The organism is Micromonospora yongxingensis, assembly GCF_052601155.1.
This window is the reverse complement of the sequence record NZ_JBQXEO010000017.1, coordinates 1-24,349: the sequence shown is the minus strand read 5'-3', so window position 1 is coordinate 24,349 and position 24,349 is coordinate 1. Positions and strand designations below refer to the sequence as shown.

Sequence of the window (24,349 nt, the reverse complement as noted above, 5' to 3'; positions counted from 1 at the left end):
TTGTTGCCCGCCATCCCGGCGTGTCGGGGCAATAACGTCATGGTCAACGGCGTCGGGCGGCGGCCATCGCCTGGCGGACCGTCCACGGGATGTAATCGGGGCGGAGGGTGTCCGACCAGGTGAAGCGGAGGACGGTCCAGCCGGCGTTGACCAGGCGGTTCTGCCGGCGGCGGTCGGCGAACACCGCCTCCGGGTTGTCGTGCGCGTCCCGGCCGTCCGCTTCCGCGATCACCCTCGGACCGCGCCAGCCCAGGTCACCAATGCCGAGCAGGCATCCGTCGTCATCGCGTATCTCCAGCTGGAGGGTGTCCGGTCGAACCCGGCCGTCAACGCAGCGCAGGCGGGCGCGGGTCTCCAACGGTGACTGGGCCCGACCGTCCGCCTCTGGCAGACAGGCCCGCGCCGCGACCGCTCCCCGCCGCCCATGGATCAGGCTCGGGATCAACGCCAGCTGCTCCGAGGTGATCCGGCCCTGGTTCAGCGCCGAGTCGAGGACCGAGACCGCGGGATAACGATCGACTTGGAGGATCACGTCCGAGACGGTACGGAGCGGAGACGTCGCGCGGAGACCCCCGACCTCAGAGATGTCCTCGGGACCGACGGTCAACTGGTGCACGATCAGCCACGGCGCCAGGGCGCGCTGAGGTCGTGGCCCCACCACCCAACCCTGCCCGCGAACCCCACCCACCCAAAGCCCCTGTGGATAACCCCCCGGGCCCCTGTGGACAACCCCGCCACAAACGTGTTGATCAAGAGGTTCACGTCAATTCCGAGTGGGATCCTGACGCAAACCTCTTGATCACCGGGGCGGAGGGGGTGCGGGGGCGGAGGGGATGCCGGGCCGGGGGCCGGTGGGGTTAGGGGAGGAGGGGGTGGAGGAGGACGTTTTCGTCTCGGCCTGGGCCTACGCCTACGACGCTCACCCGGGTGTTGCAGAGTTCCTCTACGCGGGCGATGTAGCGGCGGGCGTTCTCTGGCAGGTCGTCCGCGCTTCGGGCCTTGGTGATGTCCTCCCACCAGCCGTCGAGTTCCTCGTAGACGGGCTTGGCGTGGTGGAAGTCGGTCTGGCTCATCGGCATGTCGTCGACCCGGACGCCGTTGATCTCGTAGCCGACGCAGATCGGCACCTTGGGCAGCCCGGTGAGGACGTCCAGCTTGGTGATGACCAGGTCGGTGACGCCGTTGAGGCGGCAGGCGTACCGGGCGACCACGGCGTCGAACCAGCCGCAGCGGCGCTCACGGCCGGTGGTGGTGCCGTACTCCGCGCCGATCTTGCGCAGGTGCGCGCCGTTGGCGTCGAACAGTTCCGTCGGGAACGGGCCCGCGCCGACCCGCGTGGTGTACGCCTTGCTGACCGCGATCACCTTGTTGATCGCGGTCGGCGGGATGCCGGCGCCCACGCAGGCGCCGCCGGCGGTCGGGTTGGACGAGGTCACGAAGGGGTACGTGCCGTGGTCCATGTCGAGCATGGTGGCCTGGGCGCCCTCCAGCAGCACCGTGTCGCCCCGGTCCAGGGCGTCCCAGAGCATGGCCCGGGTCTCCGCGATGTACGGCTTGAGCCGTTCCGCGTACTCCAGGTACTCCTCGACGGTCGCCTCGAGGTCGATCGCCTTGCGGTTGTAGACCTTGAACAGGATCTGGTTCTTCTCGCGCAGCGCGAGTTCCAGCTTCTTCCGCAGGATGCCCGGGTCGAGCAGGTCCTGGAGCCGGATGCCGATCCGGGCGACCTTGTCGCCGTACGCCGGGCCGATGCCCCGGCCGGTGGTGCCGATCCGGGACGAACCGAGGTAGCGCTCGATCACCCGGTCCAGCGCCCGGTGGTGCGGCATGATCAGGTGCGCGTCACCGGAGATCCGCAGACGGGACACGTCGACGCCACGCTCGGCCAGGCCGTCGATCTCGGCGAGCAGCACCTTCGGGTCGACCACCACACCGTTGCCGATGACGATCATCGCGTTGGGCGAGAGCGCGCCGGAGGGCATCAGGTGCAGTGCGTACTTCTGGCCGTCCGGGGTGATCACCGTGTGGCCGGCGTTGTTGCCGCCGGAGTAGCGCACGACGTAGTCGACCCGCTCACCCAGCAGGTCGGTAACCTTGCCCTTGCCCTCGTCGCCCCACTGAGCGCCGATGAGCACGATCGCTGGCATCTTTTCCGCCTCCAGAAGGCTCGGGTGCCAGGTGGCGACCGGTTGGCGAGCCCGGGGTGTCAGGTTAACAAGTAGTGACGGCGCGGCCGGCAGGGGTCGCGGCGAGAGGCAGGAGGCTCTTTCCGTGTACGACGTGGTGCTGCTCACCCTCGGTTCGGAGCGGGACGCTCCCGGGGGCTGCGGCAGCGGCGGGGCCTGCTGCGGCGGCGCGACCGATGCCGACACCAACCCGGGGACCGAGACCCGCGACGGGGACGGGTGCGCCACCGAGCGACCCCGCGTACCGGTGCTGGCCTGCGCTGACGCGCTGAACGCCCGGGGTGCCCGGGTGCAGACGGTCACCGCCCGTTCGAACGCGGAGATCGACGAGGTGTTGGCGCAGCTCGACGGCCCGCCCCGCCCGGACGGCCTCACCTGGCCGGACCTGGACGGCAAGACCCGCCTGGTCGTGGCCACGGCCAGCGACGCCCAGTTGCGCGCCGTGCTGCGCCGGCTGGTCCGGCGGTACGCGCCAGCGCCGAGTCGCCGTCCGGCGGACCTGCCCGGTGACCGGACCGTGCCCGACCTGCCGCCGGTGGCCGTACTTCCGCTCGACCCGGCGCGCGGCGGCGCCCACCGGGACCTGGCCGCGCAGCTCGGGCTGCCCCGCGACCCGGCGGCGGTGGCCGCCGCGGTGCTGGACGGCACGCCACGCCGGCTGGACCTGCTGCGCAACGACGGCGGCTCGGTGACCCTGGACGGCGCTCTGCTCGGTGCCGCCGACGACGCCGGTCGGCCGCTGCACTGGCGTGCCCGCGTGGAGGTGGACGACACCGTCCTCACCAACGGTGACGAACCGCTGTCGGCGTGCGCCATCGGCAACGCCGGCGGGTACGCCCGGCTCGACGACGTGGCCCTCCTGGCGGCGCCGGACCCGGCCGACGGCCAGGTCGAGGTCGCGGTGGCGGTGCCGGTGGTCGTCCGCTCGGCGCTCGGCAGGAAGCGGGTACGCCTGGAGGTGCGGCGGGCCCGCGGGCGCGCCGTGTCGGTGCTGCCCCGGGAGGGGAAGGTGCCCTACCTCGACGACGGCGTCGAGGGCGAGCTGACCCGGAAGCGGTCCTGGTGGATCGAGCCGGGCGCCTGGGCGGTCTGGTCGATCTGACCCGGGCTGCGCCGGCCGGCCCTCGTCGGCTGGTGGGCCTATCCTCGCAGGAGGACTGGGGAGGCCGTAATGGACGACAAAGCCGACCGGGCGCAGGTGCCCGGCCAGCAGCCGGTGCCGGAGCGGGACATCGAACCACTCTGGCCATCTGATCCAGCCGATCCCGGCGCGGGTGGCGCCGTGCCGCCGTGGGCGTCGGTGGCCAACCGGCCTGCAGGACCGTCGTCGGCCGGGGACTCGTCGCCCGTTCTGCCGCCGGTGGCCGCACCGGGGACGGGCGGTCCGGCGGTCCCCTGGCAACCCGGGGCACCGGCCGCGGCGCCGCCGTCGCCGGCCGACTACCCGTCTCTCACGGGTGCCGTGCCGCCTCCGGGCGGCTGGGGGGTCAACGGCCCGTCCGCCACCGGGTCGAGTTGGGCCCCGCCGCAGCCGAGTTGGACGCCGCCGGCCGACCCGTCGACACCCGACGCTCCCGGCCCGGCGGCCGCTGACGCCCCGCCGACTCCGGACGCCGTTTCCGGCCCGCCGACGACCGACTCCGCCGCGAACGGCGCGGTGGTCGCTGCCGCCGGTCCGCAGGGAAGGTCGACCGAGCCTGCCGGCGGCGAGATGGCCGGCGCAGCCGCGGCCGAGTCGGCTCGCGGTGCCACCGGGACCTCCGGAGGCACCGGGGCCACCGGCGGCCCGCCGGGCATCGCCTCCGCGCCGACGAACAACTCACCCGAAGCGGCGTCCGAGCCGGCAGCGGGCCCCGGGCCGTGGGCACCCGCCCCGGCGGTGGCGCCGGGGCAGGCCGGTGACCAGGCTGTTCCCGCGCCGCCGATCGTGCCGGGCGGCGTCGACCTGGATCAGCCGTTCACCCTGGACCGCCCGGCGGCCGCCGTGCCCGTCGAGCGCCCCGCCACCGCCGATGCCGCAGCGGCCGATCCGGTGGCGACCCCGGACAGCGAGACCGGCACCGGCGAGGACGGCCCCGCCGTGCCAACGGCGCGGCCGACCACGGAGTCGCCCTGGGCGTATCCACCGCAGCGACCGGCCGGCACGTCGGGACCGGCCCGCGACGAGACCGCCGCCGCACCGCCGATCCCGGCTCCGCCCAACCCGCCGCAATCCGGCGGCCCGACCCCGCACGCCGGCCCCGGCACGACGTACCCAGGGCAGACCTACTCGGGGCAGACGTACGCCGGGGCGACCCCGGGCCAGACCGGTCCGACGCCCATCCCGCCCCCACCGGACGTGCCCCAGTTCGGCCCGCCGAACAACCCGGTGCCGCAGCAGAGTGCGCCGGTGGCCCCGCCGGGGCCGTTCCCGCCGTCGCCGGGCTGGTACCCGCCGCCCTGGCAGCAGGGCACGCCCGGGGCCACGCCGGCGCCGCCGCAGCAGTACCAGGAGGCCGAGGGGGTGACCCGCGTGCCGTCCACCGGCTATCCGGACGCCACCTGGACACCGGAGACCACGGCGGCGCCCACCGCCGAGGACTTCGCCCGGCGTCGGCAGGTACGGCCCGCCGACCCGGTCGCCACCATGGGCGTACGCGCGGTCGTCAACAAGATGGGCCTGCTCCGACTGGCTCCCGGCCGTCAGGAGCAGGAGCTCAAGCGGGACATCGAGATGGTGCGCCGCAACTTCGGCGGGCTGCGGCAGGTGACCGTGGTCAACCCGAAGGGTGGTGCCGGCAAGACGGTGGCCATCCTGCTGCTCGCGATGACGTTCGGGCAGAAGCGCGGTGGCTACGTGCTGGCCTGGGACAACAACGAGACGCAGGGCACCCTCGGGATGCGTGCCCAGCAGGACTTCCACTCGCGCACGGTGCGGGACATGCTGCGTGACCTCGGTCAGTTCCAGGGCGCGCACGGGCGGGTCGGCGACCTGTCGCAGTACGTCCGCTCGCAGGGCGAGGGCATGTTCGACGTGCTGGCCTCGGACGAGTCGGCCACCGGCGGCGAGATGCTCACGGCGGCCGCGTTCGCGGAGATCCGGGAGGTCGTCAGCCGGTTCTACAAGCTGATCTTCGTGGACACCGGTAACAACGTCCGGGCGCAGAACTGGCAGGCCTCGATGGACGCCACCGACCAACTGGTCGTCACCATGTCGGCCCGGAACGACTCGGCGGAGACCGCCGCGCGGATGCTGGACCACCTGGAGCAGAGCGGCCGGCAGAGGCTGGTCCGGCAGGCGGTGACGGTGGTGTCGATGCCGCCGTCCCGCAAGGAGATCGACCTGCCGGCCATCCAGGAGCACTTCGCCGCCCGGACCCGGGCGGTGCTGCTGGCGCCGTACGAGCGACTCATCGACAGTGGCGAGCCGATCCGGTACGGCGGGCTCTCCTCGGCCACCCGGGACGCCTGGCTGAAGATCGCCGCCGCGGTCGCCGAAGGGCTGTGACCCGCCGACGGCCGGCCCGGCGTGGGTGCCGGACCGGCCGTCGGGACGGGTCTCAGTTGCTGGCCAGGGCGTCCGCCGCCGCCGGGTCGCAGTCGCGGAGGAACTGGGCGCAGCGGGCCGCCTCGTCGGCCTCGCCGATCTCGTCGGCGGCCCGGGACAGCACGTACAGGCAGCGGAGGAAGCCGCGGTTCGGCTCGTGCGACCACGGCACCGGGCCGTGACCCTTCCAGCCACTGCGGCGCAGCTGGTCCAGCCCACGGTGGTAGCCGGTGCGCGCGTACGCGTACGCCGTCACCACCTGGCCCTGCGCGAACGCCCGCGCCGCGAGCTCCGCCCAGGCCGCGCTGTAGGTCGGGAAGCGGGCCGCCACCTCGGCGTACGCCTCGTCGGTGCCGGCCGCCTCGGCGGCAGCCAGGGCGGCGTCAGCCTCGTCGTTCGCCGGGAGGAGGGTGGCCGGTGGCTCTGGCAAAAGGTTCTGCATCGCCCCATTCAACCCGCTGGACAGTGCGACACGCGAGCGGGTCGGCCGACGCGTTCGGCTGAACGGCTGAGGGTTTGGTCACGCCTGCGGCCTATGCCGCCGCCAGGTGTTTTCCACTACAACTAATGGTCCGGAGCCTCCCCAGGACCCGGTTAGGCAGGAGCCCGGTGGCCACGGTCACCGGGCTCCTGTTCGTTGCGACCCTGGCCCGGGGTTTGGCCGGCCCCGCCCGACGGGCAGGATGGCCGGGTGCCGACCCCACCTCCCGCGGACGTCATCGAGCCGCACCTGCACACCGACGAGATCCAGACCCGGGACGAGTTCGACCGGCAACTGGCCACCGGCCGCCTGACCGGGCTGACCGTGCAGGGGCTGCGCCTCGACCTGGCCCCGGTGCCCGACCTGACCGGAGTCGAGGTCACCGGCACCCTCTTCGTCGGCTGCCGCTTCGCGTCCCGGGACGTCGGCGCCGACCTGGTCCGGCGCGGCGCGAACGTGGTGCCGCCCTTCTCCGGGCTGCCGTACCCGACCCAGCCGGCGCACCTCTACACCCCCGAGGACCTGGCCGCCGGGTTCGCCGAGGGCGGGTTCACCGGCATGTACGACACCAGGGTGTACGAGCACTACCGGGCGCATGGCGGCGCGCTGCCGGACGTCAAGGAGGCGCTCGGTCAGCGGCTGCACGACCACGGGGTGGACAACGCCCTCGCCGACGCCACCCGTGCCTGGCTGGTCGCACACGGGCCGCAGTCGGTGGTGGGCATCATGGGCGGGCACGCGGTGCGGCGCGGCAGCCCGGCGTACCGGATGGCGGCCGTGCTGGGTTGGGAGCTGGCCCGGGCCGACCGGCTGGTGGTCACCGGCGGCGGCCCCGGGGTGATGGAGGCGGCGAACCTCGGCGCCTTCCTGGCGAACCAGCCGGCGGCGGAGTTGACCGCGGCGATCGACCTGCTGGCCACCGCGCCCGACTTCACCGACCACCACCGCTACACCGCCACCGCGCTGGCGGTCCGGCAGCGGTACGCGGGCGTGCCCCGGCAGCGCGGCACCGACGCGGGATGGGCGCGGGCCGGCGGGCTGGCCATCCCGACCTGGCTGTACGGGCACGAGCCGGCGAACCTGTTCGCGGGGCGGATCGCCAAGTACTTCTCGAACGCCATCCGGGAGGACACCATCCTGCGGCTCGCCCGGGGCGGCATCGTCTTCGCTCCAGGGCGGGCGGGCACCGTGCAGGAGGTGTTCCAGGCGGCCACCAAGACCTACTACGGCACCGACGGGGCGAGTGGGGCGTACGTCTTCCTGGACCGGGCGTACTGGACGCAGGAGTTGCCGGTGGAGGCGTTGCTGCGCCCGCTGCTGGCCGCATCCCCGTTCGGCGACCTGTCGTCGACGATCCACCTGACCGACGACGTGCGGGAGGCCGTACGGCTGCTCACCGCGTCGGCCTGACGACACGACGACGGCCGGCCCCCGCAGGGGAGCCGGCCGTCGGTGGGACGTCGTTACTTGGACATCGTGGTGCCGGTCGAGCGCAGGTGCTCGCACGCCTCGACGACCCGGGCGGCCAGGCCGGCCTCGGCGGCCTTGCCCCAGGTACGCGGGTCGTACTGCTTCTTGTTGCCGACCTCGCCGTCGATCTTCAGCACGCCGTCGTAGTTGCGCAGCATGTGGTCGGCGACGGGCCGGGTGAAGGCGTACTGGGTGTCGGTGTCGATGTTCATCTTCACCACGCCGTAGTCCAGCGCCTCGCGGATCTCGCTCAGCAGGGAGCCCGAGCCGCCGTGGAAGACCAGGCTGAGCGGCTTGTCCTTGCCGTACTTGGCACCGACCGCGTCCTGGATCTGCTTGAGGATCTCCGGGCGCAGCTTGACGTTGCCCGGCTTGTAGACGCCGTGCACGTTGCCGAAGGTCAGCGCCGCCATGTAGCGGCCCTTCTCGCCGAGGCCGAGCGCCTCGACCATGGCCAGGCCGTCCTCGACGGTGGTGTAGAGCTTGTCGTTGATGGCGTTCTCGACGCCGTCCTCCTCGCCACCGACGACGCCGACCTCGATCTCAAGGACGATCTTGCCCTTGGCGGCCTCGTCGAGCAGCTGGGAGGCGATCTGCAGGTTCTCCGCCACCGGCACCGCGGAGCCGTCCCACATGTGCGACTGGTACAGCGGCTGCTCGCCGCGCTTCACCCGCTCCTGCGAGATGCCCATCAGCGGCCGGACGAACCCGTCCAGCTTGTCCTTCGGGCAGTGGTCGGTGTGCAGCGCGATGTTGACCGGGTACTTCTTGGCCACCTCGTGCGCGTACGCGGCGAACGCCACCGCGCCGGTGACCATGTCCTTGATCGACGGACCGCTGAGGTATTCGGCGCCACCGGTGGAGACCTGGATGATGCCGTCGCTCTCCGCGTCGGCGAAGCCCTTGAGCGCCGCGTTCAGCGTCTGGGAGGAGGTCACGTTGATCGCGGGGTACGCGTACCGGCCAGCCTTGGCCCGGTCCAGCATCTCCGCGTAAGCCTCGGGGGAAGCGATGGGCATGTCGAACGCTCCTTACTTACCACTCTCGGCCGTGCTGGCCGCTGTTGTTCATGGGTGCGCCGGACCGCGCTGTCCTCCGCGGGCAGTATCCCGTAGGTGAGGTGCGCCGAAACAACCGACCCGGTCCTGGCCCACCCGTCGGGCCGCGCCGCGATCCGGTCAACGGTCGTCCAGGCGGTCCGGCACGATGACGCTGATCAGCCAGGTGACCACGGTCATCACGATCGCTCCCCAGAACGCCGCCCAGAAACCGTCCACCTGGAACGGCAGGTCGAGCCCGCGGGCGATCCGGTCGGTGAGCAGGAAGAGCAGCGCGTTGACCACCAGCGCGAACAGGCCCAGGGTCAGCAGGTAGAAGACACAACCGACCACCCTGATGATCGGTTTGAGCACCGCGTTTATCACGCCGAAGATCAGCGCCACCACGATCAGCGTGAGCACGGTGTTGCCACCCGAGCGGCCGTGCACGTCGACCCCGGGCACGATCAGCGTGGTCACCCACAACGCGACCGCGGTGATCGCCAGCCGGATGAGGAAGCCCACGGCCCCATCCTGGCACCGGGTCACGCCGCCGAGGGCTGATTCCGCCGACTCGGCTTCCCGGCGCGGCACCGGCACACCCCGTACGGTGGGTGGGAACCGTGCACCGAGCCCCGGGAGGGACGATGGGTCAGCCCGATGAGGACTTCACCCCCGGCGACCACCTCGACGCGGACGAACGCGATCCCGAGGCGGAGCCGGCCGACGCGGTCGAGCAGGCCACGGTGGTCGGCCCCGCCGACGCCGACGCCGAGCCGCATCGCGGCCTGGAGGTCGGCGACTGGGACGCCATGGAGCAGGCCCGGGTGGTCAGCGGAGACGAGGACGACTACCGCTGACCCCGCAGCCCGGTCGGAGCGTCAGCGGTCGACCCGCTCCGGGTGCCGGGTCGCCCAGTCGCCGAGCCGATCCTCGCGGAGCGCGGTCAGGAACTCCGGGGCGAGCTTCGGGTCGGGGCGCAGGTGAAAGGGCGGCCCGGTGGGCTCCGTGACCGGCAGGCTGAGCCCGATCGGCTCGACCGATCGCAGTGTGGGCGCGAGCCGGATCACATCCAGCACGGCGGCTCTGTCGGGTGACACCAGGAGATCCGGGCCGACGGTGCCCAGCAGCGTGGAGAGTCGTACCGGGTTGGTGAGCACACCCTGCTTGGCGGCCTGGCTGACCAGGCCGGCGGCGAAGCGCCGGGCGTTGTGGTCCCGGTCCAGGCCGCCCTCGGGTAGCCCACGCCGCTGGCGGAGCAGGTCGAGCGACGCGGCACCGTCGAGGCGATGACAGCCGGCCGGGAAGACCCGCCGGGTGTGGACGGAGCGCACCTGCTGGGGCAGACAGACCGGCACGCCGTCCACCGCGTCGGTGAGCCTGCGCAGCCCGGGGTAGGTCAGCACCACGCCGGCGTCCACCCGGACCCCGGTCAGCTCGGCGACCGTACGTCGAGTCAGCTCGTAGCCCTTGGACATGTCCGGCCGGTCGAACCCGGCACCGAACGGGAACGCCGCGTTCAGCTTGTCGGTCCCGTGGCCCGGGATCGGCACCCCCAGGTCACGCGGCAACGAGACCAGGTACGGGCGGCTCCGGTCGGACGGGATGTGCACCAACACCACCGAGTCTGCTCGCGACGCCTCCCGCCCGTCGCCGTCGAGACCGAGCAGCAGGATGTTCAGCGCACCGGTCGCCACCGGCCGGCTCGACCCGCCGAGCAGGTCGGCGGTTGGCGGCGGCGCGGAGCGCTCCGGGGCGAGCAGGGGCACCCCGATCCCCAGCACGCCGGCCACGGCCAACGCGGCACCACCGGCCCGCCAGCGTCGGCGGCGCCGCCGCCGGCCCGCCGCCAACCGGTCGATCGCGGCCCGCAGCGGGCCGGTCGGCGGGGTCAGTGGCTCGTGCCGGGCGAACGCGGCACGCAGGTCGTCCTCGATCATGGTCAGGCCTCCACGTACTCGGCCCGGAGCGTGGCCAGGGCGCGGGAGATGGACGAACGTACGGTCCCGACGGCGCAGCCGAGGATGTCGGCGATCTCGGCGTCGGGCAGGTCCTCGTAGTAGCGCAGCACCAGGGTGGCCCGCTGCCGTCGCGGCAGCCGCGACAGCCAGGACCAGATCTGGTCCCGGTCCACGGCGGACTGGGCGTGGTCGGCGGGCGCCGCCACCGCCTCGTCGGCTTCCCCCCGCAGCAGCACCCGACGCATCCAGGAGCCGCGACGCCAGTCGACGTACTGGTTGGTGAGCATCCGGCGCACATAGCGCTCGGGTGAGTCGGCCCGGACGACCCGCCGCCAGTTGAGCTGGACCCTGACCATCGTCTCCTGCACCAGATCCTGCGCCTGGTGCGCATCACCCGTGAGCATCACCGCGTACCGCAACAGCGGGGCCAGCCGCGTGTCCGCGAACTCCTCGTACGTCACTGCACCTCCCGGGCTCCTGCCTCAGTTGACGGAAGCGGACGCCCGGAACGTTGCGGAGACACCGCTGAACCTTCCGGCTCGTCAACTTCCGCTGCGGGAACGTCCAAGGGGTGGTGCGGCCCGGTCCGGCGCGGTACGAGACCGGGTCTTCGGTACCCTTTGTGGCCGTGGACACAGCTGAGAAGACCCGCGCGCTCGTGGAGAGCGTCGCCCTGAACCCGCTCGATCCCAAGGAACTGTTGCAGACCTTCGGGCTGATCGGCGTTTGGGTGATCCTCTTCGCCGAGACCGGCCTGCTGGTGGGCTTCTTCTTCCCGGGGGACTCGCTGCTGTTCCTCGCCGGGGTGGCCGCATCCCCGGTGGCGGACGCCATCTTCGGCGACGGCACCCGGCTCTCCCTGGCCGGCCTGCTGATCGGCGGCCCGATCTGCGCCATCGTCGGCGCGCAGCTGGGGCACTGGCTCGGTTCGCGGTACGGGCGGCCGATGTTCGAGCGGCCGAACTCCCGGCTCTTCAAGCGGGAGTACGTGGAGAAGGCCGAGTACTACTTCCAGAAGTTCGGCCCGGCGAAGGCCGTGGTGCTGGCGCGCTTCATCCCGATCGTGCGGACCTTCCTCAACCCGGTCGCCGGGGCACTGGGCATGCCGGCCCGCCAGTTCCTGCTCTGGAACATCGTCGGCGCGGTGCTCTGGGTGGACGGCATCCTGCTGATCGGATACCTGCTGGCCGAGCAGATCTACCAGGCCATCGGGGACAAGATCGACCACTACATCCTGCCGGTGGTGGCCCTGATCATCGTGATCTCGGTGCTGCCGATCTTCTTCGAGTTCCTCCGCGACCGGCGGGCCCGCAAGCGCGGCGAGGCGGTCGCCGTGGTCGCGGCGGCCAGCGCCGTCGGCGCGGTGGAGGCGGTGCGCGAGACGTTCGACCACGACGACCACCCGCACGACCGCCGGCGTCCGGAGCACGGTCAGGAGCGCTGAGGGAGATACGACGACGGCCGGCCCCCGGTGAGGGGGTCGGCCGTCGGCATCTCGGACCCGGCCTCCGGCGGTGCGGCCGGGGACGAGCAGGTGTCACCCACCGATGGCGCCACCCCTGGCTCGCCACCGGACACCGTCCCGGCGCGGGACGGTGTGCAGTGCCTACTTCAGCGGGCCTTCTTGGTGGCCCGCTTACGCGGCGGGGTCAGCAGGTCGGCGATCGTCGCGATCGCACTCGGGACCAGCCGGTAGTACGCCCAGACACCGCGCTTCTCCCGCTCCAGCAAGCCGGCCTCGGTGAGGATACGCAGGTGGTGACTGACCGTCGGCTGAGAGAGGCCGAGCGGCGCCGTCAGGTCACAGACGCACGCCTCGCCCTCTGGGGCCGACTGGATCAGGCTGAGCAGCCGCAACCGAGCGGGATCGGCGAGGGCCTTGAGGACCCCGGCGAGACGCTCGGCATCGGCACGTTCGATCGGCTCGCCGGCAAGCGGCGAGATCTGAGGCATAGTCATTTCGGCCAACGCAGTTCCCACGTATTCCATCCTTCCACCAGCAGCATCGATCCGCCTGCATATCAGCAGATCCGAATCGGCAAACTTTTACGCCACAAGGCCGAGGTCAGCCAACGTATAGGCCGCCCTGTACGGCAATCCGGCGGCTCGCACCGCGTCGCCGGCGCCTCGATCAACAATAACCGCCACACCCACGACTTCGGCCCCGGCCTCACGAAGCGCCTCGACCGCCGTCAACACACTTCCACCCGTCGTGGACGTATCCTCCACCGCCAACACTCGGCGGCCGGCCACCTCCGGCCCCTCGATCCTCCGTTGCAGACCGTGGGCCTTGCCCGCCTTGCGCACCACAAAGGCGTCCAGTGCCCGATCGGCCGGAGCGGCATGCATCATCGAGAACGCGACAGGGTCCGCGCCCAGGGTCAGCCCGCCGACGGCGTCGAACTCCCAGTCGGCGGTGAGGTCAAGCAACACCCGACCGACCAACGGAGCGGCCTGGTGATGGAGCGTGACGCGCCGCAGATCGACGTACCAGTCTGCCTCGCGCCCCGAGGAGAGCACGACCCGTCCGTGGACCACAGCCAGGTCGGTAATGAATTTACGCAGGTCGTCGTGGTCCCCCATGGCGATAGAGGTTACTGCGCAAGTCTGAACGCCGCGTGCGGGGTCCACCCTGATCAGCCCGCCGGGGGACCGACGGTTGGCGATGTTCGACTACGCTCAGCGACCGGGCCGGTTGCGGCGCGCCAACGTCCCGGCGACAGCACTCTGGGGCCGGCCGGTTGGCGCAGGCTCAGCGCTCGTCGCGACCGATCCGGCCGCGGGTGTCCCGGGCGACCACCTGGAGCAGCCGGCGCGGTGCGTGCCGCAGACCGGCAACGGCCACTTTGTACTTCCAGGCCGGGATGCTGACCAACTTGCCTTTGCGCAGGTCACGCAAGGCTTCGTCGACCACATCCTCGGCTCGCAGCCACATCCACTCGGGCGTCTTCGACATGTTGATGCCGGCCCGCTCGTGGAACTCGGTGCGTGTGTAGCCGGGGCAGAGTGCCATCACCCGGACGCCGAACGGGCGCGTCGACTGGCCGACGGACTCGCTGAAATTGGTGACCCACGCCTTGCTGGCCGAGTAGGTCGACCCGGGCATCACCGCGCCAAAACCGGCGACCGAAGAGACATTTATCACTGCCCCGTCCCGCCTTTCGGTCATCGGCCGCAGCGCCGCCATGGTCAGCCGCATGACCGCGTGCACGTTGAGCCGCAGCAGGCGCGCCTCGTCCTCGGCGGTGGAACGCAGGAACGGCTTGTTCAGACTGATGCCGGCGTTGTTGACGAGCAGGTGCACGGGAGTGCCCTCGGTGAGCCGCTGCTCCACGGCCGCACAGCCGTCGTCGGTGGACAGGTCCGCCGAGATCGTCTCCACCTCGCGGCCGTACCGGGCACCCAGCTCGGCGGCCAGTTCGCTCAGTCGGCCCGCGTCCCGGGCGACCAGCACCAGGTGCCAACCGTCGGCCGCCAGCCGGCGGGTGAACGCGGCGCCGATACCGGCGGTGGCACCGGTGATCAGCGCCCGTCGCTCGGCGGTCGTCGGGTCGAGCGTCACGGGCTGGTCCTCACCTGGGCGGGTACGGAGGCGCGGTCGGCGCCGGCGGGGGCTGGTGCGGGGTGGGCGGGAACCCGGGTGGAACGGACGGCATGGTCGGCACCGTCGGACGGCGCCGACGGAACCAGGCGTTCGCCGCCGGCAGGGTCAGCAGCGTGGCTACCACAAGGTAACCGAGGCACTGTCCGACGGAAAGCCCGGCGTTCAACGGGATCCACCACGACGGGTACGCGTCGGCGATCAGGCCCAGCAACTCGGCCGTGGCCCGCTCGCCGTCGCCCAGCCGCAGCGGTGCCGCCCGCTCACCGATGAGCACCGCCACGCTGCAACACCCGGCGAGCAGGCCGAGCCCGCAGACCACCCAGGTGGCCACCCGGACGCCGGAGCGACCGGCCAGCAGCCCGAGGGCCAGGCCGACGAGCACCGGCGCGGAGAGCGCGGCCACCACCGCCGACAGTGCCGCGGACGCCCCCAGCAGCGTCACCACGTCGTCGATCTGCTGCGGGCTCGCCGAGGTGCCCCGGGCGGCGGAGCGGAACGCGTCGACCGTCCGCCCCAGCACCGCCAGGTCGGCCACGGTGTACGCGAGTGCGGCCACCGCCATCACCAGCAGCACGGCCGAGGCCAGCAGGACCACGGCGGGCCGGCGGGGCGGTGCCGATCCGGGGTACGACACGACGAATCCCTCCGGTAGGCGTCGGGTTGCAACCTACTCGGAGGGATCCTCGGCGTCGTGTCTATCGAGTCGTCAACTCGTCGACGGCGGCGTCCCGGGGCGGTCGCCCGGCGGCGTGTCGTCCGGCCGGTCGGTGCCGGCCGGGCCGGTGGAGGGCGGCGGCGGGTAGCCCGGCTCACCCGACCCGGTCGCCTGTCCCGGCGTCGACGGGTAGCCCGGCTCGCCGCTCGACGGATAGCCCGGCTGGCCGGGGGCCTGCGGGTAACCGGGCTGACCCGGCGTCTGCGGGTAGCCCGGGTAGCTGGCGCCCGGAGTCGGCGGCTCCCAGCCGGCGGTGGGCTTGCGGAAGAACTCGTTGGCCTTGGGCAGCGCCAGCAGGACCAGCGCCGCGAGGAGCGCGAGCAGGCTGATCACGCCGAGCAGGATGCTGACCGGGGTGAGCCAGGACGGCAACGCCTCGTCCAGCCGGCGCTGGATCTCCTCGGCACTCGGCATGTCGCCGCCGGTGTCACCGCCGGTGAAGCTGCCGGCCGCGCCGCTGAGCAGGCTGCCGCCCACGCAGCAGACCATGATGCCGCCGACGATCCAGGTGGTGATCCGGGCGCCGTTGCGGCCCTGGTTGTTGAACAGGGCCAGCACGCCCAGGACGACCGCGAGCAACAGCAGCAGGACGGCGCTGCCGAGGCCGATGGCGTAGAAGACGTCCGCCACCTGGTCGGCGCCCTCGGCGGTGCTGCCCTCGTACGCCTCACGGAGCGCGTCACGGGTCTTGCCCGCGGTGGCGAGCGTCAGGATCAGACTGATCACCTGGCACGCCAGGAACAGGAAAAGCAGATAACTGGAAATCGTCACGATGGATGGCCGCTGGCGGGCCGGCGTGCTCTGGGAATCGACCACGATTCTCCTTCCCTAGATCGCGCCCACACCGTATCGACAACCGGCCACTCTGGCATGCCGCGGCGAACCCGGCGCGCCCGTCGGGTCGCCCTCAGCGGCCCCCGGTGGGCTGGATCGTCAGGTCGGCGGGGTCGAGCAGGTCGCCGCGGGCCACCCGCCAGCCCTCCTCGCCGTACGCCTCGAAGGAGAGCCGCGCGTCGCCGCCGGACTGGTAGTCGTGGTACCGCATGGTTCCGGCCGACGGCAGCCCCGTCTCGCCGATGGCGGTGTAGCGCGCCTGCCCGGTCTCGGACCAGGTGTAGCGCCGGCCGCCGAGGTCGATGGTCGGGGCGCCCGGGGTGACGGTCGCGCCCGGCTCGGCGGTCCAGAGCACCAGCTCCAGGTCCAGGCCGTCCTCCACGGAGAGCCGGTGCCCGGTGCCGGAGTCGTCGTCGAGCAGGTGCTGCACCCAGCTCCAGTCCCCCTCGACCAGCCGGATCGTGCCGCTCACGGCGTACTCCCGGTCGCGGATCCGCACGCGGTCGCCCGGGGCCAGACGGTGGGGGCCACCGCGCGGCGCCTCCGTTGTCCGACCGGGCGCGGGCCGCCCGGCGGGCCGGGCCGCCGCCCGCCGCCGCGACCGCACGACGATCACGACCACGAGCACCGCGAGTACGACCACCGCCGCCACCAGGTACATCACCGGAGCGTCCACCCGACCACCTCCCCAGGTACGTCGGCGCGAACGGTAACAACCATCGGCACCGGGGAGGCTTGTGCTGTGGCCGACAGCTCAGCCACCGGGGGCAGCCCCGACCGGCGAGTGGATCATGCCGCAGCGAGCCGCTGGGCGGCGTAGTCGCCAAGCGTGGAGCGATCCATCACGCAGCCGACGAAGGTGGTGAACTCGGTCGGGTCGTCCCGCAGCGACGTCCAGGCCGCCCGGGCCGCCGACGGGTCGATCCGCTCCAGCAGCGTGGCCGCGTACGCGCGGCCGGCGGGCGAGCCCTCGGCCAGCAGCCGGTCGAGCTGTCGGCGTACCTCCTCGGGATGGTCGTCGACGGCGGCCTCGACCCGGTGGTAAGCCTCGGTCACCGGCAGCATCGTGCCGGCGATGCCAACCCCACCAAAGGCGAGCGTGTCGGCGCCGACCAACTCGTCAACGGCGGCGTCGAGTTCCCGTTCCCACTTCTTCCCGATCCCGAACATGTCCCCATCCTTTCCCCGCCCATCCACTCCCCACCCTGTTGATCAAGAGGTTTGCGTCATGAGAAGACGTCCCGATGACGCAAACCTCTTGATCACCGCTGGGTGGGGCGGGGGTTAGGCGGGGGTTACCGTGAGGGTGTTCGTGGGGGTGGACAGGTCGACCTTGACCGTGTCGCCGTCGCGGATGGTGCCCGACAGGAGGGCCTTGGCCAACTGGTCGCCGATCGCGGTTTGGACCAGGCGGCGTAGCGGGCGGGCGCCGTAGATCGGGTCGTAGCCGTGCTCGGCCAGCCACTGACGCGCGGACTCGGTGATGTCCAGTGCCAGTCGACGGTCCGCCAGACGCTTACGCATCCGGTCCAGCTGGATGTCCACGATGGAGCTCAGATCGTCGCCGCGCAGCGCGGCGAACACCACGATGTCGTCCAGCCGGTTGAGGAACTCCGGCTTGAAGTGCGAGCGGACCACCGCGAGGACCCCCTCCCGGCGCTGTTCCTCGCCCAGCGTCAGATCGCCGATCACCGACGACCCGAGGTTGGAGGTGAGGATCAGGATCGCGTTGCGGAAGTCCACCGTGCGGCCCTGACCGTCGGTGAGCCGACCGTCGTCGAGCACCTGGAGCAGCACGTCGAAGACGTCCGGGTGGGCCTTCTCCACCTCGTCCAGCAGGATCACCGAGTACGGCCTGCGGCGCACCGCCTCGGTGAGCTGGCCGCCCTCCTCGTAACCGATGTAGCCGGGCGGGGCACCCACCAGGCGGGCCACGGAGTGCTTCTCGCCGTACTCGCTCATGTCGATGCGGACCATCGCCCGCTCGTCGTCGAAGAGGAACTCGGCGAGCGCCTTGGCCAGCTCGGTCTTGCCGACACCCGTCGGGCCGAGGAAGAGGAAGCTGCCGGTCGGACGGTCCGGGTCGGCCACGCCGGCCCGGGCCCGGCGCACCGCGTCGGAGACCGCACCCACCGCCTCGACCTGGCCGACCACCCGGCCGCCCAGCGACTCCTCCATCCGGAGCAGCTTCGCCGTCTCGCCCTCCAGCAGCCGGCCGGCCGGGATGCCCGTCCACGAGGCGACGACCGCGGCGATGTCGTCCGCGCCGACCTCCTCCTTGAGCATCGCGCCGTCGGCCTGGAGCCGGGCCAGTTCCTCCTCGGCCTGCTGCAACTCGACCTTGAGCGCGGGGATCCGGCCGTAGCGCAGCTCGGCGGCCCGCTCCAGCTCGCCGTCGCGCTCGGCCCGCTCGGCCTCGCCCCCCAGGCGCTCCAACTCCTCCTTGGCGGTGGAGAGCTTGGTGATGTGGCTCTTTTCCGTCTGCCAGCGCTCGGAGAGCGCGGTGAGCTGCTCGCGCTTGTCGGCCAACTCCTTGCGCAGCCGCACCAACCGCTCGGCGGAGGCGTCGTCCGGCTCCTTGGCCAGCGCCATCTCCTCGATCTCCAGCCGGCGGACGGCCCGCTCGATCTCGTCCACCTCGACCGGCCGGGAGTCGATCTCCATCCGGAGCCGGGACGCGGACTCGTCGACCAGGTCGATCGCCTTGTCGGGCAGGAAGCGATCGGTGATGTAGCGGTCGGACAGCGAGGCGGCGGCGACCAGTGCGGCGTCGGTGATCCGTACGCCGTGGTGCACCTCGTAGCGCTCCTTGAGGCCGCGCAGGATGCCGATCGTGTCCTCGATGGTCGGCTCGCCGACCACCACGGGCTGGAAGCGGCGCTCCAGCGCCGGGTCCTTCTCGATGTGCTCCCGGTACTCGTCCAGCGTGGTGGCGCCGACCATCCGCAGCTCACCGCGGGCGAGCATGGGCTTGAGCATGTTGCCGGCGTCCATCGAGCCCTCGCCCTTGCCGGCGCCGACCACCGTGTGCAGCTCGTCGAGGAACGTGATGACCTGGCCGTTGGAGTTCTTGATCTCCTCCAGCACGGACTTCAGCCGCTCCTCGAACTGACCGCGGTACTGCGCCCCGGCGACCATCGCGCCGAGGTCCAACGAGATCAGCTTCTTGTCGCGCAGCGACTCCGGCACGTCACCGGCCACGATCCGCTGCGCCAGGCCCTCAACGATCGCGGTCTTGCCGACGCCGGGTTCGCCGATCAGCACCGGGTTGTTCTTGGTACGCCGGGAGAGCACCTGGATGACGCGGCGGATCTCGGAGTCCCGACCGATCACCGGGTCGATCTTGCCGTCCCGGGCACTGGCGGTGAGGTCGACGCCGTACTTGGACAGCGCCTGGTAGGTCTGCTCCGGGTCGGCCGTGGTGACCCGCCGGTCTCCACCCCGAACGGTCGGGAAGGCGGCGATCAGCGCGTCCTCGGTGGCGCCGGCCGACTTCAGCGCGCCGGACACCGCACCACCCACCCGGGCCAGGCCGGCCAGCAGGTGCTCGGTGGAGGTGTACTCGTCGCCCAACGGCCGCGCGATCTGCTCGGCGGCGCCGATGGCGTTGACGAACTCCCGGGCCAGCGTGGGCTCGGCGATGCTGGAGCCGCGTGCGGCGGGCAGGGCATCGACCGCACGCTGGGCGGCCCGGCGCAGCTCGGCGGGGTCGGACCCGACGGCGCGCAGCAGGCCGGCGGCGGTCGAGCCGTCGGTGTCCAGCAGGGACAGCAGAAGGTGCCACGGCTCCACGGTCGCGTGGCCGCGCTGGTTGGCCAGTGCGACGGCACCCGTGATGGTCTCGCGGCTCTTGGTGGTGAGGCGTTCGGTGTTCATGGGCTCCCCCGGATCGGCGTTGTCCATTGGGTTGGACACAACCAGAGTTGAGCGTATTCCACTCAACCCTAGCGCTGTGACACCCATCACTCGCGGCGGCGCCACCGCCAGTCGAACTCCCCCGCCGCCGGGGGCGGGCCGGGCAACGGATCCGCGTCCGGAGTGGTCGACAGTCCGGCCAGCAGCACCGCGAGCTGCCGGCGGCGCAGCTGCGCGGTCCGCTCCGGATCGGGTACGCGTACCGCGGCGCACGCCTCCAGCACCAGCCCGAGGTCCTGCACGACCACGTCGGGGCGCAGCCACCCGCCGGCGCGGGCACGCTCGAACAGCACGGTGGCCAGCTCGTTGGCGCGCATCGCGGCCCGACCCATCTCCTCGGTCGGGGTGAAGGTGCCGGCCAGGTGGACGGTGAGCGAGTGCACGTCGGCGTCGACCACGCGGGCCAGGAACCCGGCGAAGGCGGCCCAGTCGTCCGGCGCGGCGAGGGCCGCCTCGGCCTCGGCGACGTACCGGCGCAGCCCGTCGTGGCAGAGCTGGCGCAGCAGGTCCTCCTTGCCCGCGTACCGCCGGTAGAGGGCACTGATGCCGACGCCGGCGCGTTCGGCGACGGCCGCGATCGGCGCCTTCGGGTCGTCGAGGAAGACCTCGCGCGCGGCTTCGAGGATCACCTCGTCGTTGCGCGCGGCCTGGGCACGGCGACCAGCCAGCGGCGCGTCGGTCTTTCCGGGGGGAGTCGGCATGACTCCAGGATAACAGTGGAACGGATCGTTCCGGTCTGCTACTGTGATTGCAGAACGAAACATTCCGTTCCGAAGGAGTACCGAGATGACCGGCACCGCGATCCGTCCCTTCCGCGTCGAGATCCCGCAGACCGCCCTCGACGACCTGGCCGGCCGGCTGGGTCGCACCATCTGGCCCGCCGACCTTCCGGGCGCCGGCGACGCGTACGGGATGAGCAACGACCGGGTGCGTGCGCTGGCCGACCGGTGGCGGGACGGGTTCGACTGGCGCGCGGTCGAGGCCCGGCTGAACGCCCACCCGCAGTTCGTCACCGAGATCGACGGCGAGCAGATCCACTTCCTGCACGTCCGGTCGTCCCGCCCGGACGCCACTCCGCTGGTGCTCACCCACGGCTGGCCCGGCTCGGTCCTGGAGTACCTGGACGTGATCGCCCCGCTCACCGAGCCGACGGCACCCGACGCGCCCGCCTTCCACCTGGTCATCCCGTCGCTGCCGGGCTTCGGGTTCTCCGGCCCGACCCGCAGCACCGGCTGGAACCGGTTCCGCACCGCCCGCGCCTGGGCCGAGCTGATGAACCGACTGGGGTACGACCGGTACGGCGCGGTCGGCAACGACGCCGGCTCGATGATCGCCCCCGAGTTGGGCCGGACCGACGGGGAGCGCGTGCTCGGCGTGCACGTCACCCAGATTTTCTCGTTCCCCTCGGGCGACCCTGCCGAGTTCGCCGACCTCTCCGAGGCGGACCAGGCGGCGCTCGCGCACCTCCAGTGGTTCTACGAGAACAAGTTCTCCTTCAACCAGGTCCACAGTCAGCAGCCGCAGACCCTGGCGTTCGGGCTGGCCGACTCCCCGGTCGGGCTGCTGGCCTGGAACGCCCAACTCTTCGACGAGAGCCTGGACGCCGACTTCATCCTGGCCAACGTGGCGCTCTACTGGTTCACCGGCACGGCCGCCTCGGCGATCCGGTTCTACTGGGAGGACGCACACGCCGACCAGCCGACGACTGGCCCCACCACCGTGCCGACGGCGCTGGCCATGTTCCCCGGCGACTTCCAGTCCATCCGCCGCTTCGCCGACCGGGACCACGCGAACATCGTCCGGTGGACGGCGTACGACACCGACGTCGACGGCCGCGGTGACGTCGGGGGCCACTACGCGGCCCACCAGGCGACCGAAGTGCTGGTCGCGGACATCCGCGCGTTCTTCGCCAGCCTTCGCTGACCAGCGCGTGCTCGGCTGCCCGCCCTGCTCTGCCGGGACGGGCACCGGCGCGTCCGGCGCCTATGGAGCTGAATCGGTTAGGACATCACCCACCAACTCGGCGGGGCAGGCGGGCGGTAGATCCACTCGGCTTCCCGGAAATCGGGGCGTCCGAACTGCCGGGACACCCCGATGTCAGCGATTCTGAGTGGATCATGTCCGGCCCAGAAGGGCCGGTTCCGCGCAAGATCTGCCTTCTGTTCACCGAGCGGTAGCCTTGGCGGGTGCGAGTACGTGTCGAGCAGACCGCCTTACCGGGCATCGGGGTACGCCACGATCTGGTGACGGAGTCCGGACGCCGACTGGGCGTTGTCTCCCACCGCAATGGCCGCCGTGATCTTGTCCTCTACGATCCCGACGATCCCGACTCCTGCCAGGCGGACATCCCGCTGACGGACGACGAGGCGGAGGCCCTGGCCGACATCCTCGGCGCGTCGCTGATGCTCGGTCAGCTCTCCGGGCTGCGCGAGCAGGCCGCCGGCCTGCTCACCGAGCAGATCGCCATCCCGGCAGGGTCGCGGTACGTCAACCGGCAACTCAGTGACACCAAGGCGCGTACCCGCACCAGCGCCTCCATCGTGGCGGTGCTGCGCGACGGCGAGGTCATCGTCTCGCCGCTTCCCACCTTCCGCTTCGCAGCCGGCGACGTGGTGGTCGTCGTCGGGACCCGCAGGGGTCTCGACGGCGTGTCCGCCATCCTCGCCGACAGTGACCCGGACGGCTGAGGCGGATGCACGAATCCACCACACTGCTCGTCGAAGTCGGCGCGCTGCTGCTGTTGCTCGGGATCCTCGGCCGGCTCAGCCGCCGGGTAGGTCTGTCGCCCATCCCCCTCTACCTGCTCGCCGGGCTCGCGTTCGGGCACGGCGGGCTGCTCCCGCTCAACGCCAGCGAGGAGTTCTTCGCCGTCGGCGCCGAGATCGGCGTCATCCTGCTGCTGGTGATGCTCGGCCTGGAGTACTCGGCCAACGAACTTGTCGGCAACCTCCGCTCGGCGGCCCCGGCCGGGCTGATCGACGGCGTACTCAACGCGCTGCCCGGTGCGGCCTTCGCCCTGCTGCTCGGCTGGGACTGGGTGGCCGCACTGGTGCTCGGCGGCATCACCTGGGTCTCCTCCTCCGGCGTGATCGCCAAGGTTCTCGCCGACCTGGGCCGGCTCGGTAACCGGGAGACCCCGGTGATCCTCTCGGTCCTGGTGATCGAGGACCTGGCGATGGCGCTCTACCTGCCGCTGGTCACCGCCGTACTGGCCGGGACCGGCCTGCTCGGTGGCGGCATCGCGCTCGCCATCGCGGTGGGCACGGTGCTGCTCGTGCTGGTGGTCGCCATCCGTTACGGCCACCTGATCTCGTCCGCCCTGTCGGCGAAGGACCCGGAGGCGCTGCTGCTGGGCGTACTCGGTCTGACCCTGCTGATCGCCGGTCTCGCGGCGAAGCTCCAGGTCTCGGCGGCGGTCGGCGCGTTCCTGGTCGGCATCGCGCTCTCCGGCCCGGTGGCACACCACGCGACCGAGTTGCTCTCCCCGCTGCGGGACCTGTTCGCCGCGGTGTTCTTCGTCTTCTTCGGCCTGGTGACCGACCCTCGGGACATCCCGCCGGTGCTGCTGCCGGCGCTCGCGCTGGCCGTGGTCACCATGGCCACGAAGACGCTCACCGGCTACCTCGCGGCCCGTCGGGTCGGCATCGCCGAACCCGGTCGCTGGCGGGCCGGCCTGGCACTCGTACCCCGAGGTGAGTTCTCCATCGTCATCGCCGGGCTCGCGGTGGCCGCCGGCAGCGTCGAGCCGCGGTTGGCCGCGCTGGCCACGGCGTACGTTCTGATCACCGTCGTGACCGGGCCGATGCTGGCCCGCCTGCCCGACTTCCCGTGGTTCAAGCGGTGGCTGCGCACCCGCGCGGCGGCCCAGCGGCGGGAGCCGGTTCCGGTCAGCGACTGACGCGTCGCCGCCGCCGTTTCCCGCATTCTGAGCGGCGGCGGCGGCGCGTGTGTCCGCTCGACCATCCAGTTGGCCCGGCCAGGCCAACGGTTGCTGAATTGCTCCCAACGAGGGCTACCGCAGCACCCGACGGCGGGTTACCGTTTCGCCGCAGCAGCCAGGGTTCGCGGATGGCCGGTGCCGTCGCGGGCGAGAGCGGAAGGTTGGCCGGTGAGCGTGCAGGAGTCGACGTTCCACGGCTTCGCCAACCCCGTCGATCCGACTCCGGCGGAGTTGCGAGCCTGGGCGTACCAGCCCGATTCGGTGCCGTTGGCTTCCATGCCACCCGACTGGGACCTGCTGGTCTCCGGTGACCGGCTGGTGCTGACGCTCTTCGAGCTGGCGATGGATCCCGCCTGCCCGGCGCGCCGTTTCGCGCTGCACTGCCTCTACATCTACGCGGCCGACGGCATCCGGACGAACTTCCGCGCGCACCCCAAGCGCCGCTTCCGCAAACTGGTCGAGCAGGCCGAGCGCGACGGCGACGAGCTGATGAAGATCTGGGCGCACAACGGCCGCGTCCTGCTGGCCCGACCGGACCTCTTCGTCTACCGCGACTGGTGCGAGGGCGGCCTGGTCCGCGAGAACCGCCGCCTCGGCTGAGGCCGGACGAGCACCCGCGGTCCTTGAACGGCGAACGGGTCGGGACCCCCGCCGCGAGAACCACCGCGTCCCGACCCGCA

The 24,349-nt window shown here is 71.9% G+C and carries 25 protein-coding genes; 9 read left to right on the top strand and 16 right to left on the bottom strand.

The genetic code is table 11. The features are described 5' to 3' along the window. Positions 1-43: 43 nt before the first annotated feature. Both ACTWLT_RS20450 and ACTWLT_RS20445 read right to left on the bottom strand, forming a co-directional pair. Positions 44-532 carry a DUF559 domain-containing protein gene (locus ACTWLT_RS20450; protein WP_445319763.1) on the bottom strand — a complete coding sequence of 163 codons (489 nt, stop codon included), beginning with the start codon at positions 530-532 and terminating at the stop codon, positions 44-46. 325 nt (positions 533-857) lie between these two features. After that, positions 858-2,147, bottom strand: a complete 1,290-nt coding sequence (locus tag ACTWLT_RS20445) for an adenylosuccinate synthase (protein WP_252417077.1) — start codon at positions 2,145-2,147, stop codon at positions 858-860. Positions 2,148-2,271: 124 nt separating this feature from the next. On the opposite strand from ACTWLT_RS20445, the gene ACTWLT_RS20440 reads away from it, so the two are divergent. Both ACTWLT_RS20440 and ACTWLT_RS20435 read left to right on the top strand, forming a co-directional pair. Continuing rightward, positions 2,272-3,288, top strand: coding sequence for a diacylglycerol kinase family protein (locus tag ACTWLT_RS20440; RefSeq protein ID WP_445319762.1), 1,017 nt, complete (start codon positions 2,272-2,274; stop codon positions 3,286-3,288). A gap of 777 nt (positions 3,289-4,065) precedes the next feature. Continuing rightward, positions 4,066-5,673 (top strand): MinD/ParA family ATP-binding protein, encoded by a 1,608-nt coding sequence (locus ACTWLT_RS20435; protein ID WP_445319854.1) that lies wholly within the window; start codon positions 4,066-4,068, stop codon positions 5,671-5,673. Between the two features lie 52 nt (positions 5,674-5,725). Here the strand turns inward: ACTWLT_RS20435 and ACTWLT_RS20430 are convergent, their stop codons facing one another. Next, entirely contained in the window at positions 5,726-6,154 is a 429-nt protein-coding gene (locus ACTWLT_RS20430; RefSeq protein WP_252417074.1) for a DUF3151 domain-containing protein, read from the bottom strand. Between the two features lie 249 nt (positions 6,155-6,403). Between ACTWLT_RS20430 and ACTWLT_RS20425 the strand changes: the two genes are divergently transcribed. After that, complete coding sequence (locus ACTWLT_RS20425; protein WP_445319761.1) at positions 6,404-7,603, top strand: LOG family protein; 1,200 nt, start codon at positions 6,404-6,406, stop codon at positions 7,601-7,603. 53 nt (positions 7,604-7,656) lie between these two features. Here ACTWLT_RS20425 and fbaA read toward each other — a convergent pair whose 3' ends face one another. Further along, the gene (fbaA, locus tag ACTWLT_RS20420; protein ID WP_089018268.1) at positions 7,657-8,682 is read right to left on the bottom strand and encodes a class II fructose-bisphosphate aldolase; all 1,026 of its coding nucleotides are present in this window, start codon (positions 8,680-8,682) and stop codon (positions 7,657-7,659) included. Between the two features lie 159 nt (positions 8,683-8,841). Beyond that, positions 8,842-9,225: a phage holin family protein gene (locus ACTWLT_RS20415; RefSeq protein WP_445319760.1), complete on the bottom strand. Its 384-nt coding sequence runs from the start codon at positions 9,223-9,225 to the stop codon at positions 8,842-8,844. Between the two features lie 122 nt (positions 9,226-9,347). On the opposite strand from ACTWLT_RS20415, the gene ACTWLT_RS20410 reads away from it, so the two are divergent. After that, the gene (locus ACTWLT_RS20410) at positions 9,348-9,560 is read left to right on the top strand and encodes a hypothetical protein (RefSeq protein ID WP_252417070.1); all 213 of its coding nucleotides are present in this window, start codon (positions 9,348-9,350) and stop codon (positions 9,558-9,560) included. Between the two features lie 21 nt (positions 9,561-9,581). On the opposite strand, the gene ACTWLT_RS20405 is transcribed toward ACTWLT_RS20410, so the two are convergent. After that, entirely contained in the window at positions 9,582-10,640 is a 1,059-nt protein-coding gene (locus ACTWLT_RS20405) for an LCP family protein (protein ID WP_445319759.1), read from the bottom strand. Positions 10,641-10,642: 2 nt separating this feature from the next. Then, positions 10,643-11,122 carry a SigE family RNA polymerase sigma factor gene (locus ACTWLT_RS20400; RefSeq protein ID WP_445319758.1) on the bottom strand — a complete coding sequence of 160 codons (480 nt, stop codon included), beginning with the start codon at positions 11,120-11,122 and terminating at the stop codon, positions 10,643-10,645. 161 nt (positions 11,123-11,283) lie between these two features. Between ACTWLT_RS20400 and ACTWLT_RS20395 the strand changes: the two genes are divergently transcribed. Then, the gene (locus tag ACTWLT_RS20395) at positions 11,284-12,105 is read left to right on the top strand and encodes a DedA family protein (RefSeq protein ID WP_252417067.1); all 822 of its coding nucleotides are present in this window, start codon (positions 11,284-11,286) and stop codon (positions 12,103-12,105) included. Between the two features lie 167 nt (positions 12,106-12,272). Here ACTWLT_RS20395 and ACTWLT_RS20390 read toward each other — a convergent pair whose 3' ends face one another. The 9 genes from ACTWLT_RS20390 to ACTWLT_RS20350 form a co-directional block, all read right to left on the bottom strand. Then, entirely contained in the window at positions 12,273-12,650 is a 378-nt protein-coding gene (locus ACTWLT_RS20390) for an ArsR/SmtB family transcription factor (RefSeq protein WP_007454255.1), read from the bottom strand. 57 nt (positions 12,651-12,707) lie between these two features. Then, complete coding sequence (pyrE, locus tag ACTWLT_RS20385; RefSeq protein ID WP_252417066.1) at positions 12,708-13,244, bottom strand: orotate phosphoribosyltransferase; 537 nt, start codon at positions 13,242-13,244, stop codon at positions 12,708-12,710. A 169-nt stretch (positions 13,245-13,413) separates the two neighbouring features. Continuing rightward, the gene (locus tag ACTWLT_RS20380; RefSeq protein WP_252417065.1) at positions 13,414-14,223 is read right to left on the bottom strand and encodes an SDR family NAD(P)-dependent oxidoreductase; all 810 of its coding nucleotides are present in this window, start codon (positions 14,221-14,223) and stop codon (positions 13,414-13,416) included. Between the two features lie 10 nt (positions 14,224-14,233). Then, positions 14,234-14,899, bottom strand: coding sequence for a hypothetical protein (locus ACTWLT_RS20375; RefSeq protein WP_445319757.1), 666 nt, complete (start codon positions 14,897-14,899; stop codon positions 14,234-14,236). Between the two features lie 72 nt (positions 14,900-14,971). After that, positions 14,972-15,796 (bottom strand): hypothetical protein, encoded by an 825-nt coding sequence (locus ACTWLT_RS20370; RefSeq protein ID WP_445319756.1) that lies wholly within the window; start codon positions 15,794-15,796, stop codon positions 14,972-14,974. A gap of 91 nt (positions 15,797-15,887) precedes the next feature. Then, entirely contained in the window at positions 15,888-16,490 is a 603-nt protein-coding gene (locus ACTWLT_RS20365; RefSeq protein ID WP_445319755.1) for a DUF4178 domain-containing protein, read from the bottom strand. Positions 16,491-16,603: 113 nt separating this feature from the next. Next, positions 16,604-16,984, bottom strand: coding sequence for a hypothetical protein (locus ACTWLT_RS20360; RefSeq protein WP_252417061.1), 381 nt, complete (start codon positions 16,982-16,984; stop codon positions 16,604-16,606). Between the two features lie 114 nt (positions 16,985-17,098). Then, a complete protein-coding gene (gene clpB / locus ACTWLT_RS20355) occupies positions 17,099-19,690 on the bottom strand; it encodes an ATP-dependent chaperone ClpB (protein ID WP_445319754.1) in 2,592 nt (863 codons plus the stop codon). An 86-nt stretch (positions 19,691-19,776) separates the two neighbouring features. Beyond that, positions 19,777-20,430, bottom strand: a complete 654-nt coding sequence (locus ACTWLT_RS20350) for a TetR/AcrR family transcriptional regulator (RefSeq protein ID WP_445319753.1) — start codon at positions 20,428-20,430, stop codon at positions 19,777-19,779. An 85-nt stretch (positions 20,431-20,515) separates the two neighbouring features. Between ACTWLT_RS20350 and ACTWLT_RS20345 the strand changes: the two genes are divergently transcribed. From ACTWLT_RS20345 to ACTWLT_RS20330, 4 genes are all read left to right on the top strand, one after another. Further along, the gene (locus tag ACTWLT_RS20345; protein ID WP_445319752.1) at positions 20,516-21,652 is read left to right on the top strand and encodes an epoxide hydrolase family protein; all 1,137 of its coding nucleotides are present in this window, start codon (positions 20,516-20,518) and stop codon (positions 21,650-21,652) included. A gap of 263 nt (positions 21,653-21,915) precedes the next feature. Continuing rightward, a complete protein-coding gene (locus ACTWLT_RS20340; RefSeq protein ID WP_445319751.1) occupies positions 21,916-22,416 on the top strand; it encodes a cation:proton antiporter regulatory subunit in 501 nt (166 codons plus the stop codon). Positions 22,417-22,421: 5 nt separating this feature from the next. Further along, positions 22,422-23,627, top strand: coding sequence for a cation:proton antiporter (locus ACTWLT_RS20335; protein WP_445319750.1), 1,206 nt, complete (start codon positions 22,422-22,424; stop codon positions 23,625-23,627). 210 nt (positions 23,628-23,837) lie between these two features. Then, positions 23,838-24,269, top strand: a complete 432-nt coding sequence (locus ACTWLT_RS20330) for a hypothetical protein (RefSeq protein WP_252417053.1) — start codon at positions 23,838-23,840, stop codon at positions 24,267-24,269. The last annotated feature ends 80 nt before the right edge of the window (positions 24,270-24,349 follow it).